Here is a 12,330-nt window from a genome sequence, read left to right on the forward strand (position 1 = left end):
CTCTTCACGATCGGAGTCGCAAAGTAGAACACGAGCATATTTGCTTCCGTCATAATGCTGATCACCTCATCCGGTGTCGGATGCCGGGCTGTTCCAGGCGCGAGCACAGTGGGCGGCGATGGCCAGCAGCCGCCGGTCGGACCCGGGCGGCCCGTCCAGCAGTAGCCCTACCGGCAGGCCCGCCGTGCCGGAGCCCGCCGGAACGGTGACCGAGGGCCAGCCCGCCACCGGGGCGAGCGCGGTGTTGCGGACGTAGGTGGAGAAGGCCGGGACGTCCCGGCCGTGCAGGCGGACGCTTTCCCCCGTGCCCAGGGGCGGGGCGCCCAGCACCGTGGTCGGGCGCAGGTAGGCGTGGGCGCGGTGCGCGGCGAGTGTGCGGGCCATGGTCGCGGCGACGTCGTGGTGGATCCGCAGTGCGTCGCGATACTGCCGCGGTGTCACGACGGGGCCGCGCAACAGCGGTGTGAGCAGTCGTCGCACGTCGGTGCCGGCGATCCGCTCGATGAGGTCCGCGGGGCCGAGGGGCGTGGGGGCCAGATAGGCGTTCAGCCCCGCCCAGGTCTCGTACAGCGGTACCGGGAAGACGGCCTCCGCCAGAAAGTCGCGGGCCGGCAGGTCCAGACGCACGTCGATCAGTTTGACACCGGACTGCCGCAGCGCGGCCTGGCAGCGGTCAACCACCTCTGTGACCTGGGAGTCGGCGTCATCGCGCAGGACGAGGAGGCGTGGCGGCCCCTTGTCCCGAGCGGTGTCCACGGCCGGCGCCTCGGCGGCGAGCAGTACGTCCAGGAATCGGAGGTCCTCCACGGTGCGGGCGAGTACACCGGCGGTGTCGTAGGTGGAGGAGATCTTCAGCATGCCGTCGCCCGGATAGCGGCCGGTGGTGGGACGCAGGCCCGCGATACCGCACAGCGCGGCGGGCACGCGCACGGAACCGCCGGTGTCGGTGCCGAGGCCCGCCGGGACGAGGCACGCGGCGACGGCCGCGGCGGTGCCGGAGCTGCTGCCACCGCTGAGGTGGCCGGGCGCGGCGGGGTTCAGAACCGGGCCGAAGGCGGCGTTGTCGCCGGTGATGCCGTAGGCGAGCTCGTGCATGTTGGTCTTGCCCAAGACGATGGCTCCGGCCTTCGCCAGACGCCGCCAGACGCCCGAGTCACGTTGAGGGACGTGCCGCAGCGCAGCCGTCCCGGCTGTCGTGGGCAGCCCCGCGACGTCGAGGTTGTCCTTGATGACCAAGGGGACGCCGCGCAGCGGGCGCGAGGCTCCCGGACGAGTCCGGTCGGCGGCTCTCGCCTGGGCGGTGACCAGCTCGGGATCCAGTGTGATGAAGGCGTTCACGTGCTGGTGCGCGGCGCAGCGATCCAGAAGAGTGCGGGTGTACTCCTCAGAGTCGACGTGGCCACCGCCGACCAGGCGGGCGGCTTCGACCAGCGTCCAGGTGTGGGGCGGCCCGGACTCGCGCGGCGCGCGGTTCCTCATCGACATCGCCTCGGTCGCCTCCAGCCGATACGACTCATCGAAACCCTCGTCCTTCCCTTGTCGCCTCAGCACGCCGTGTGTTCCGGTACGGCCGCGGGGCGGGGGTTGAGCGGGGCCCGCGGCACCTCGCTGTTACGGACACCGGTTGGAGGGCCTCCCGGCGACCACCCACCGAGCCGCTGCGAAGCCAGTCGCTCCAGCCCTGTTGTCCGCCGCCGCCCCAACCGGTAGGCCCCAGCCTTGACTGCTCCAGCCGGGACCGCCCCAGCTCTGCTGTCCGCCGCCCTGGATTCCGCCTGTGCCGGCCATGAGGTCACCTGCTCCTTCCGAGGGATGGTTTCGTTGCTCCTTGGTACGACCCGACAAGATCATTGTCAAATATGCAGATAAGGGCAGCGAGAGCAAGTTTTTTCATACGTCAATAGTCACATAGGTGCCGTATCATCTCATGGGATGCGGAAACTTGGATTTCTCGATTCCGCGGCTGACCCTCGGTAAGGCGGATCTGACCACGAAGTCATCTATGCATGGCTTCAGTAGTCATTGCCGGACGTACGGCGCCGGTCCCAGGCGTGTCGCCCGACACCGGGGTCGCCTCCTCGACCGGGCAGGTGTTGGACCTCACCTTGTCCGCACACTGAACTGGTCCCGGCGGTACTGACGCGGTTCCTCCGGGCCATCGACGATGGGGTGACTCGGTGGGAGGGGGTCCGCGGTGGCGGAGATCAGGGTCAGTAGCTTCGGGCGGCGGCAGACGGGGTTGGGCGCGGTCACCGATGAGGCGGCCGCCTACGGCCGGATTCTGCTGGCGATCGTCGGCGCCGACGGCGAGGTGTCGGAGCCGGAGTTCGACTGGCTGGTGGCCCATCAGCGTTCGTTCGGCACATCGTCGCCGTCCTGCACCACATGGTCACCGCCGAGACCGCCCTGGACGCGGTGCGCACCGTCCTGTTCCACACCGCGGCGGGCGGCGGGAATTGAGGCGGCCGCAGGCGCTTCAGCAGTGCAGCCAGTAGAAGCGGTAGGTGCTGTTCAGGGTGGTGTCGGTGGAGTCCAGGCTCATGAAGCTGACCTTGGTCGTGTCGGATGTGCCCGCGTCCACTCGTAGTTCGGTGGCGAGGGTGGTGAAGCTGGTTTCGCCGCAGGGTCTGACGATTACTTCGGGGAGATCGCTCTGTTCGGTGAAGTGCCAGTTTTGGGAGTAGCGACCGGGAATGACGTGCTCCGTGCTCGCGGGTGTTTTCCGGCTGGAAAGGGCGAAGGTTGACTTCAGGGTGCCTGAGGCGCCTTCTTGTATGTCGGCGAAGCCGCTGTGCTCTACGCTCATGATGCCGTAGGTGTATTCCGGCGGGTGTCTGACCTTCACGCTGATCTGGCAGTTCTTCCGGAAGGCCGGCGGTGGCTGGCCCTGGCCGACGAATGCGCTGTAGTTGCTGTAGCGGAACCTGAAGAGTTCGGTATCGGAGTCGACTGACACGGTGCCCCGAGGGCAGCCTGAGTCGTTCAGGGTCGCGATTTCGACGGCGACGCTTCCAGGGGGCGGGATGTGGGCGGCCGAGGCCGGGGCGGGGACCAGGGTGAGGGCGGAGCCCAGGGCTGCGATGCTTCCGGCCTTTATCATGACGGCCTTCCGGTGGGGTGGAAAGTCTGCCGGTATTATAATTTTGGCCTATGGGCCAGTCAATGTTGATTTCTTTTCTGTTGTTATTCACTTTCAACTTTTGGCGCGCCGGTGGTCCAGTCCCAGGTGGTGAGGGTGGTGCGCATCAGTTCGGCCGCGGTGGAGAGGTGGCCGGCGGCACGCCAGTACAGGGTCAGGGTGCGGCGGCAGCCGGGGGCGTCCACGGTGATCCAGGCGACGGGGGCGTGGGTGGTGGCGCGGCCGGTCATCGTGCGGCGGGCGATGTCGGGGACGAGGCCGAGGCCGAGGCCCGCGCTGATCAGGTCCGCCATCGCGGACGACTCGTCGCCCTCGCAGACGATCTTCGGGGTGAGGTGCTCGGCGGCGAAGAGGCGGTCGAGGAGCTGGCGTTGCCAGTGGCCTTTGCGGGCGCTCACGAAGGGGTGGTCGGCGAGGTCGCGGATGGATACCGAGGTGCGGTCCGCCAGGGGGTGGTCGGGTGGGGCGGCCAGCCAGACCTCCTCGTCCAGGAGGCGGGCGCTCTCAAGGTTCTCGGCGTGGATCGGCTGGGACGCGGCGCACAGGTCGATGTCCTGGGCGCGCAGGTGGCGGGCCATCCGGTCGGCGGCCATCTGGTGGAGTTCGATCTCGATGGTGGGGTGGGTCCGTTTGTAGGCCGTGAGCGGGCCGGTGAGCGTGAGGAAGGTCTCCGACGCCAGCCGGACGGTGCCGAAACCCCGGCTGGCGGCCTCGGCGACGGCGCGGCGTCCCGCGTCGAGTTCGCCCAGGGAGCGTTCGACGTAGCCGCGGAAGAGGCGTCCGGCGTGGTTCAGCCGGAGCCGTCCGCCCCGGTCGAACAGGGGTGTGCCGAGTTCGTTCTCCAGGCGGGCGATCGTGCGGCTCAGCGACGGTTGGGCGACGTGAAGTTCGTCGGCGGCGCGGCTCAGGTGCTCCAGGCGGGCCACGGCGAGGAACTGCGTGAGCATGTTTAGGTCCAACGGGTCTCCTTCATGCTCGTCAGAGCATAACGTCATAGCGATATTGATCTTAGACAGGATAACTTCTGCGTCATAGCCTCATGGGCGATCGAGAGGAGGTCGCCCTATGGCCGCTGTGGCCGGCAGTGTGGGCCGGACGAGGCCCGTCGAGTGGGTGATGCGCGCGGTCGTCAGCGCGCACGCGTTTTTGATCTTCGGGCAGCCGGTGTTCGCCGGTGTGTATCTGAGCGGTGACTTCGACGGTCTGCGCTGGCACGCGGCCGGTGCGAACGTCGTCACCTCGGTCGGGTACGTGCAGGTCGTCGTGGGGATCGTGGTCTGGGTCCGGTTGCGCCGGGCCTGGCAGTTCCTCGCGACGCTGGCGCTGGTGGCGGCGGAGACCGTGCAGTACTTCGCCGGTCTGGGCGGCGCGTTGTGGCTGCATATCCCGCTGGGCGTGATCACCATCGTCGCGCTCGTCGTGATGTTCATCGCCGTCTGGTGGCGGCCCGTCCGGCGGGAGGACGCGGATGCCTGAGCGGGCGATGGGCAGGCGGCAGGTGCTCGGCATCGGCGGCGCGCTCGGGCTGATGGCGGCCTCCGGGCTGTCGATCTCGGCCGCGTTCTCGCGCCGTCCGGCGGAGACCGGGGCGGAGTTGCGCAGTGCGGTGCCGCTGCCGGACGCGTTCCGGGTGCCGCTGCCGATTCCGAAGGTTTTGAAGCCGGTGAGCTCCTCGGGTGGGGTGGACCGTTACGAGATGACCCAGCGTGCGGAGAGCGCGGAGATCCTGCCGGGGCTCAGGACGCCGCTGTGGACCTACGACGGAACGTTCCCGGGGCCGACGATCGAGGCGCGCCGGGGTCGTCCGATCAGCGTGACGCATCGCAACGAACTGCCCGTGCCGACCGTCGTCCACCTGCATGGAGGACGGACACCGCCGGAATCCGACGGTTATCCGACCGACCTCGTCCTGCCCCAGGAATGGCAGGAGGGCCACGGCATGCACGGCATGCACGGCGGCGGGCACAAGATGAGCGATCCCCGGGCCGTGGTGTCCAGGCTGACGCGCGAATACAAGTTTCCGATGGACCAGCGGCCGACAATGCTCTGGTATCACGACCACCGGATGGATTTCACCGCTCCCGCGATATGGCGTGGGCTCGCCGGGCTCCATATCATCCGGGACGACGCTGAGGACGCGCTCGGCCTGCCCTCGGGACGCCGCGAACTGCCCTTGATGATTACGGATCGGGCTTTCGGGGACGGTGGCGCGCTCGTCTATCCCACCGTCGATCCGACGCTGCGGAACCGGCCCGGTGTTCGCGGTGCCTACCTCGCCGGGGTGCTCGGGGACGTGATCCTGGTCAACGGCGCTCCGTGGCCCGTGGCCGAGGTCGATGCCGCTCGGTATCGACTGCGGGTGCTGAACGCCTCGAACGCCCGGCACTACGACCTTGAGGCGATCGGGCCCGACGGACGCCGCCTCGATCTCGTCCAGGTCGGTTCCGACCAGGGGTTGCTCGCGGCGCCCGTGACGCACCGGCGGCTGCCGATCGCCCCGGCCGAGCGCTACGACGTGGTCATCGACTTCGCGAACGTCCCGGTCGGCGGCCTGGTCAGGCTCGCCAACCGGCTGGGATCGGGCCGCACCACCGACGTCATGGCGTTCCGGGTCGCGCGCAAGGCCGCCGACGAGAGCCGCGTCCCGCGCGTCCTGTCGACCGACATTCCGACCTGGCGCCGGTCGGACGCCGTGCGGACGCGCGAGTTCTCCTTCCGCGCCGGACGGATGCACGGGGAACACGGCTGGCTGATCGGCGGGCTGCCGTTCGATCCCGCGCGTTCGGACGTCAAGGTCGGTCTCGGCGAGGTCGAACTGTGGCGGCTGGTGGCGGACATCCACCATCCCGTCCATCTGCATCTGGTCGGTTTCCGGGTGCTCTCCCGCAGCGGCCGGACGCCACTGCCACAGGACGCGGGCCTGAAGGACACCGTTTCCCTGCGTCCCGGCGAATCGGCGGAGATCATCACCCGGTTCGACGGCTACCGGGGTCGCTACCTCTTCCACTGCCACAATGCCGAACACGAGGACATGGGGATGATGGCCAACCTGGAGATCACCTGACGGCGCGGAGGCGTTGGCACGCCGGGTTCGGCGCATTGGACCACGGTGATGAGGGCGGTGTCGTGATCTCAGAGGGCCAGGTAGCCGCTGGGTGACAGCATCCTGCCTCCGTGCGACGGACTCTTGTCCGTATGTGAGGGGAGAGTTACCGTCGGTGGCATGCGCAGCAGTTGTAGCGGTTTGATCGAAGTGGATCATCTGTAGCGCTCTGGGGGTCTTCCTCGGCGGAACCGGCGTACGCCGTCCGGCTCCGGAGCGCGCCAGGCCGGGCGCTCGGCCGCTGCGCCGAACGGCACCCCACCTCTCGAAAGGAAGGTCCCATGGATCTGCCGAACATACAGTCGGACCTGGCAGGCGTGACCGAGCGCGACGTCGACGCCGTCTTCACCGGCACGGCCACCTTCACCACCCACGGCCAGGTCATCCTCACCGCCACCTCAGGCGTGTTCACGCCCAACTCGCGGGTCACCGCGTCCATCACCGAGCTCGACGCCAACGGCGTCCCGTTCATCGGGGCGGCCCGCCTGACCATCCACAACGTCTCGCCGTTCCAGGGCGGAGTGCGGGTCTGGGCCAACATCGAATGGGGCTCCAACCTGCGTGTCCGGGTCAGCTTCTTCTGGGAGAACTGACCCAGTCCGCCTGACGGTGCGGGCGGCCCGGCTTCGGCGGGCCGCCCGCACCCGCATGGTCTCGGGGCGCGGGCCGCCGTTCCGCACGTGCCCTAAAATGAGGGGTGACCACGTCACGGGCGGTGGCGCGGGACGGATCCCGGAGTCCCGGGCGACAGTGACAGGGAGCAGGAGCGTGGGAGGCGACAGCACGGCGCGTCCCGCGCGCAGGCCGACGCTCCTCGACGTCGGACGCCTCGCGGGCACCTCGACGGCCGTCGTCAGCTACGTGCTCAACGGCGGGCCGCGTCCGGTGTCGGCCAAGACGCGGGTGAAGGTCGAAGAGGCCATTCAGATGCTCGGCTACCGGCGCAACCCGCTCGCCGGGGCCTTGAGCGGCGGCCGGTCCAACCTCGTCGGCCTGCTGGTGCCCGACACCGCGAACGCCTTCTTCGGCGAGCTGTCGCGCTACATCGAGGCGGAGGGACGCCGCCGGGGCCTGCTCACGCTGCTCGGCAACACCGGGTACGGGACGTCGCTCGGGGACGAGTACGCCGAGGCGTTCTCCGACCTGCGTCCGCGCGGGATGTTCGTGACGACCGGCGAGCAGGCGCGGCAGGACGACGAGACCCCCCGCGTCTACATCCAGTGGGCCGCCCCCGACACGACCTCGCCGAGCGTGACGTTCAACGACTTCCAGGGCGCGCGGCTCGTCGTCGAACACCTGCTCCGGCATGGCTACGAGGACATCTTCTGCGTCGCCGGGGAACTCGACGCGGGTCCGGCGGTGGGCCGGGAGGGCGGCTGGCGCCGGGCGATGGAGGGCGCGGGCCTGCCCACCGAGGACAGGCTCGTCCGGGTCTCCTTCGACCGGGTCGAGGCGGAGACGGCGGTGCGGCCCGTTCTCGCGGGGGAGGACCGGCCGCGCGCGATCTACGCCACGACCGACGAGCAGGCGCTCGTGACGATCCGCGCGGCGACGAGCCTCGGGCTGCGCGTCCCCGAGGACGTCGCAGTCGTCGGATTCGACGGCATCAGGGAGGCGCGGCTCGGCAGCATTCCGCTGACCACCGTCCGGCTCCCGCTCGAAGAGCTCGCCGTCCGCGCCTTCGATGTCCTGGAGGAGACCTTCTACGAGGGCGGCCCCGCGGGCACCTCGGTCGTGCTGGACGGCACGCTCAGCATCGGCGTGACCTGCGGATGCGGGCACGGCGCGTCCGGCGACCGCTGACCGTCCCGAACCGCGCCCAGAAAGCAAGGTCGGTCCCGCCGCGAGGGCCACGCGGCGGGACCGACGTCTGAGGGGACGGGCTACGGCTTGGGCTCGTGCTCGTCCGACTGGTAGTTCGGGCTCAGCGACAGGGCGCTGAAGCGGAACGGGCGGTCGACCCGGTTGAAGCCGAGCGGGCAGTGCCGGACGCCCGCGGGGAGGTAGACGGCGCCGCTGGTCGTGATCGTGTGGCGGACGCCCTCGATGTCGAGGTAGATCTCGGCCCCGAGGTCGTCCACGTCGTCCGGGTCGTTGCCGTGCCAGATCAGGACCTCGTCGTAGTCGTGCTCGTGCTCCTTCACCCACTGGACGGGCTCGTCGCACTCGCCGATCCAGGTGTAGGTCAGGTGGATCTTGCTCTGCGGGACCTCCTGGGCCCGCATGAGGGCGAGCGCCGCGCCGACGTTGTCGGGTTCGACGACACCGGCGGCGGCTCCCTCGTTGACGAGGTCGTCGATGCAGCTCTGCATCTTCCTCACGAACAGGTGCTCGTACGGACTGGCCATCGTCCCTCTACTTCCCTGTGCTTCCCTTGCCCGGTCCGCGCAGACGCTAGCACTGTTCTAATCGATTAGATACACCTCCGGGACGCGTGAAACAGGTTCGTAGAACCCTCTTCCCCCTGGCCAGAAGGCGACGTACCCTGGTGCGACGTTCGTTCGGGGTCATGCGAACGCCAGTTGATCTAATGGATTAGATGGGCGCCCGCCCCACTCGGAACTGGAGTCAGCCAGTGTCTCGTCGCCCCCTACGCTCACGACCCGCCGCCGCGTCAGGCGCCCGCTCGTTCACACTGCTCGGCGCCGCGACCGGCGCCGCCCTCACCGCCGCGACGCTCGCGGGCTGCGCGCCCGCCGACCGTGCGGGCGGAGGAGCGAGCGGCACGCTCCGCATCGCGGCCGCCACCGACGCGGGCGAGAGCCTCAACCCCTACGCGAGCAACCAGAGCCCCACCCAGGAACTCCGGAGCGCGCAGCTCTACGAGGGCCTCACCCACCTGGACCCCACCGGGAAGCTCGAATGGGGCCTCGCCACCGACATGACTCCGAACGCGGACTTCGACGAGTGGACGATCAAGCTCCGGCCGGGCGTCCGGTTCACCGACGGAACCGAGTTCACCTCCGCCGACGTCGTGGCGAGCATCAAGTACCTGCGCGATCCGAAGCACGCCGCCCAGGGGCAGGCGTTCATCGAAAGGGTCGATCCGGACGCGGTGAAGGCGGTGGACAAGCTCACCGTCCGGGTCGGTCTGACCAAGCCCTTCGGGCCGTTCAAGGAGATATGGGCGAACGTCTTCCTGCCCATGACCAAGGCGGGATCGGTGCCCGGGAAGCCGATCGGGACGGGCCCGTTCGCGGTGAAGAGCTTCACCGCCGGACGGCAGTCCAGGTTGGAACGATTCGATGGCTACTGGGGGACCAAGCCCAAGGTCGGGACCGTCGACATCATCGAATACCAGAGCCAGCAGGCCCAGGCGAACGCCCTGCTGTCCGACCAGGTGGACGTCGCCTCCGGCGCGACCCCGACCATCGCGCGGACGCTCGGCGGCCGGAACGGCGTCAAGCTGCTCGACAGCAAGGGCGACTTCACGCTGCGGATCGGATTCAACACGACGGTCGCGCCGTTCGACGATGTGCGGGTGCGGCAGGCGCTGCGCCTTCTGGTCGACCGGCAGCAGGTCGTGTCGAACGCGTTCGGGGGATACGCGCGGGTGGCGAACGACCACGAGGGAGGGACGCCGCGCTGCCCCGCCCCGGCCGTTCCGCAGCGCACGCAGGACATAGAAAAGGCGAAGCGGCTTCTCGCGGACGCGGGGCAGAGCGGGTTGTCGTTCTCCATCACGACCGACGGCCTGCTGCCCGGCATGCAGGAACTCGCCCAGGTGTTCTCCGAGAACGCGGCGAAGGCCGGAGTGAAGGTCAAGGTCAACATCGTCACGGTCCCGGAACTGCTGTCGAAATGGGGCCGGTGGCCGGTGTTCATCGACTTCAACACGCTGCCCTACCTCCCGACCGTGATCGGGACCCTCCTTCCCGAACGCGTCGGAAACGCCACCCACTGGAACAACGCCGCCTTCGCCAAGCTCGCCGGCGAACTGTTCACCGCACCCGAATCGCGGCAGTGCTCGATCATGAACCGGATGCACGAGATCGAGTACGAGCAGGGGGCGACGGTGACGCCCGCGTTCGTCAACGCCCTGCTGCCCTATCAGGGCAAGGTCCGCGGTCTCGTACCGGACGTGAGCGGCCGCCCGCTCTCCTTCCTGACGAACGTGACGGTCGGGAACTGACAGTTCACGTTCTTCCCACCCCACGCGAACGACAGAGGTTGTCATGTCTCAACTCGCGACGCGGAAACGCATTCTCCATCGCGGTTCACCACCGGACGCCGAGGGCGCGACGATGCGGTGGCTGGCGGGCCGCCTCGTCCTCGGCGTGGTCGTGCTGTTCCTGGTCTCGCTGCTGCTCTTTCTCGTGACGCAGGCGCTGCCGGGGGACGTGGCGCGGATCATCCTCGGCAAGGACGCGACGGCCGCGCAGGTGGCGAGCCTCAGGCACCAGCTCCGGCTCGACGAGCCGCTCGCCTCCCAGTACTGGCACTGGCTCACCGGCGTCCTCACGGGACGGATGGGGAACTCCCTCCAGAACGGCGAGCCGGTGGCCGACGTGGTCGGCCCCAGAATGTTCAACTCGTTCACGCTGGGATTCGTCTCGCTGGTGCTGATCATCCCGCTCGCGGTGGTCGTCGGTGTGGCGAGCGCCCACCGGCGCGACAGCGTCCTGGACAAGGCCTTCGTCGCCGTGTCGTCGCTTTTCACGGCACTTCCCGCGTTCGTCGTGGGAATGCTGCTGATCGCGTTCTTCGCCACGTCGGTGCTCGGTGTGCTGCCCGGGGTCTCGAACATTCCGCCGGGAGACATGCCCTGGTGGCATCCGGCGTCGCTCGTCCTTCCGGTCGCCACGCTCACGCTCATGGGCGTGATGTATCTCGGACGCCTGGTGCGCGCGTCGTTCATCGACGCGATGAACAGCGAATACGTCCAGACGGCGAAACTGAAGGGGCTCGGACGGCGCCGCGTCCTTTTCCGGCACGCCCTTCCCAACGCGGTCGCGGCGAGCCTTCCGGCGGCGGGCCTCGTCGCGGCGATCACCATCACGGGCGTCGTCGTGGTCGAGTACGTCTATTCCTATCCCGGCCTCGGAACGGCGGTCGTCGCCGCCGTGAACTCCCACGACCTGCCCGTGATGCAGGCGTGCCTGCTCACGCTCGCGACCTCCTACTACCTCTTCAACCTTCTCGCGGACGTGTTCGCGGCCATGAGCGGGCCGCGATGAAGGAGGCGGCGATGACAACGGACCAGGCCCCGGTGATCGCGGTGCGGAATCCGGCCGACGCGCCGATGGACGAGAGAAGCGGCCTTTCGGTGCTCGGACGCGCCGTCCGCACCGGGCAGGGGCGGCTCGGCGTCGGGCTGCTCGCGACGGTCGGGCTGCTGGCCCTGTTCGGTCGCCTTCTCGCTCCGCACGCGCCGGACGCCATCGTCGGACGCCCGCTGGAGGGGCCGAGCGGCGAATTCCTCCTCGGCACCGACCTGCTCGGCCGGGACGTTCTGAGCCGCCTTCTCTACGGTGGCCTCAGCCTTACGTGGATGGCGGTTCTCGCCGCCGGAATCGGCGTTCTCCTCGGCACCCTCGTCGGCCTCACCGCCGCCTACAAGGGGGGAGCGATCGACGTGCTGCTCATGCGCGCGATGGACGTCCTGCTGAGCTTCCCCGAAATCGTGTTCGTGCTCCTCTTCGTGTCCATGCTCGGCCGGAACACGCTGCTGACCTCGGTGCTCGTCGGCGTGGCGTTCGTGCCCGGGGTGTCGCGCGTGATGCGCGGGGCGGCCATTCCGGTGGCCGGAGGCGACCACGTGCTCTGGGCGAAGGCGAACGGGCTGCCGTCCGCGTGGATTCTCTTTCGGGAAGTGCTGCCGGGGGTGACGTCGCCGCTCATGGTGGAGGCCGGAATGCGGCTGGTCTGGGCCGTCGGCGCGATCTCCTCGCTGAGCTATCTCGGTTTCGGTATCGCGCCGCCCGCGGCGGACTGGGGCCTGATGGTCGGGGAGAACCAGGACGGGCTCGCGGCCGCGCCCCTTCCGGTTCTCGGGCCGATCGCACTGATCCTCATGATGGCGCTCGGGGGCAACCTCGTCGCCGAATCCGTCGCCCGGACGGTCGGCCGCACGGAAGGGAAGGGCTGA

At 69.0% G+C, this 12,330-nt stretch carries 11 protein-coding genes; 7 read left to right on the forward strand and 4 right to left on the reverse strand.

Going from position 1 to position 12,330, the window contains the following annotated elements:
• Nucleotides 1–66: 66 nt before the first annotated feature.
• From K2F47_RS14185 to K2F47_RS14195, 3 genes are all read right to left on the reverse strand, one after another.
• Complete coding sequence (locus tag K2F47_RS14185; RefSeq protein WP_242903316.1) at nucleotides 67–1,551, reverse strand: amidase family protein; 1,485 nt, start codon at nucleotides 1,549–1,551, stop codon at nucleotides 67–69.
• Nucleotides 1,552–2,476: 925 nt separating this feature from the next.
• Complete coding sequence (locus tag K2F47_RS14190; RefSeq protein ID WP_242903317.1) at nucleotides 2,477–3,100, reverse strand: DUF4360 domain-containing protein; 624 nt, start codon at nucleotides 3,098–3,100, stop codon at nucleotides 2,477–2,479.
• Between the two features lie 83 nt (nucleotides 3,101–3,183).
• On the reverse strand, nucleotides 3,184–4,098 hold the full coding sequence (locus K2F47_RS14195; protein WP_242903318.1) for a LysR family transcriptional regulator: 915 nt from the start codon (nucleotides 4,096–4,098) through the stop codon (nucleotides 3,184–3,186).
• A gap of 106 nt (nucleotides 4,099–4,204) precedes the next feature.
• Between K2F47_RS14195 and K2F47_RS14200 the strand changes: the two genes are divergently transcribed.
• The 4 genes from K2F47_RS14200 (at nucleotide 4,205) to K2F47_RS14215 (ending at nucleotide 8,045) form a co-directional block, all read left to right on the forward strand.
• Complete coding sequence (locus K2F47_RS14200; RefSeq protein ID WP_242903319.1) at nucleotides 4,205–4,615, forward strand: hypothetical protein; 411 nt, start codon at nucleotides 4,205–4,207, stop codon at nucleotides 4,613–4,615.
• Nucleotides 4,608–6,203 (forward strand): multicopper oxidase family protein, encoded by a 1,596-nt coding sequence (locus K2F47_RS14205; protein ID WP_242903320.1) that lies wholly within the window; start codon nucleotides 4,608–4,610, stop codon nucleotides 6,201–6,203. The genes K2F47_RS14200 and K2F47_RS14205 overlap by 8 nt, the downstream gene beginning before the upstream one ends.
• 320 nt (nucleotides 6,204–6,523) lie before the next feature.
• Complete coding sequence (locus K2F47_RS14210; RefSeq protein WP_242903321.1) at nucleotides 6,524–6,835, forward strand: hypothetical protein; 312 nt, start codon at nucleotides 6,524–6,526, stop codon at nucleotides 6,833–6,835.
• Nucleotides 6,836–7,010: 175 nt separating this feature from the next.
• Nucleotides 7,011–8,045 carry a LacI family DNA-binding transcriptional regulator gene (locus tag K2F47_RS14215; protein WP_242903322.1) on the forward strand — a complete coding sequence of 345 codons (1,035 nt, stop codon included), beginning with the start codon at nucleotides 7,011–7,013 and terminating at the stop codon, nucleotides 8,043–8,045.
• An 80-nt stretch (nucleotides 8,046–8,125) separates the two neighbouring features.
• On the opposite strand, the gene K2F47_RS14220 is transcribed toward K2F47_RS14215, so the two are convergent.
• Entirely contained in the window at nucleotides 8,126–8,590 is a 465-nt protein-coding gene (locus K2F47_RS14220) for a cupin domain-containing protein (protein WP_242903323.1), read from the reverse strand.
• Between the two features lie 227 nt (nucleotides 8,591–8,817).
• On the opposite strand from K2F47_RS14220, the gene K2F47_RS14225 reads away from it, so the two are divergent.
• From K2F47_RS14225 to K2F47_RS14235, 3 genes are read left to right on the forward strand one after another with little or no spacing between them, the layout of a single operon-like run.
• Nucleotides 8,818–10,374: an ABC transporter substrate-binding protein gene (locus K2F47_RS14225; RefSeq protein ID WP_242903324.1), complete on the forward strand. Its 1,557-nt coding sequence runs from the start codon at nucleotides 8,818–8,820 to the stop codon at nucleotides 10,372–10,374.
• Nucleotides 10,375–10,417: 43 nt separating this feature from the next.
• Nucleotides 10,418–11,419: an ABC transporter permease gene (locus K2F47_RS14230; protein WP_242903325.1), complete on the forward strand. Its 1,002-nt coding sequence runs from the start codon at nucleotides 10,418–10,420 to the stop codon at nucleotides 11,417–11,419.
• Nucleotides 11,420–11,430: 11 nt separating this feature from the next.
• Complete coding sequence (locus tag K2F47_RS14235; RefSeq protein WP_242903326.1) at nucleotides 11,431–12,330, forward strand: ABC transporter permease; 900 nt, start codon at nucleotides 11,431–11,433, stop codon at nucleotides 12,328–12,330.

It is taken from the genome of Actinomadura terrae (assembly GCF_022751215.1).
GTDB classification, from domain to species: Bacteria; Actinomycetota; Actinomycetes; order Streptosporangiales; family Streptosporangiaceae; genus Spirillospora; species Spirillospora terrae.

Bases quoted from the DNA above. Each gene is read 5' to 3' on its own strand.
- K2F47_RS14205 (WP_242903320.1), top strand. From the start codon at position 4,608: ATGCCTGAGCGGGCGATGGGCAGGCGGCAGGTGCTCGGCATCGGCGGC.
- K2F47_RS14200 (WP_242903319.1), top strand. From the start codon at position 4,205: ATGGCCGCTGTGGCCGGCAGTGTGGGCCGGACGAGGCCCGTCGAGTGG.
- K2F47_RS14190 (WP_242903317.1), bottom strand. From the start codon at position 3,100: ATGATAAAGGCCGGAAGCATCGCAGCCCTGGGCTCCGCCCTCACCCTG.
- K2F47_RS14210 (WP_242903321.1), top strand. From the start codon at position 6,524: ATGGATCTGCCGAACATACAGTCGGACCTGGCAGGCGTGACCGAGCGC.
- K2F47_RS14235 (WP_242903326.1), top strand. From the start codon at position 11,431: ATGACAACGGACCAGGCCCCGGTGATCGCGGTGCGGAATCCGGCCGAC.
- K2F47_RS14230 (WP_242903325.1), top strand. From the start codon at position 10,418: ATGTCTCAACTCGCGACGCGGAAACGCATTCTCCATCGCGGTTCACCA.
- K2F47_RS14220 (WP_242903323.1), bottom strand. From the start codon at position 8,590: ATGGCCAGTCCGTACGAGCACCTGTTCGTGAGGAAGATGCAGAGCTGC.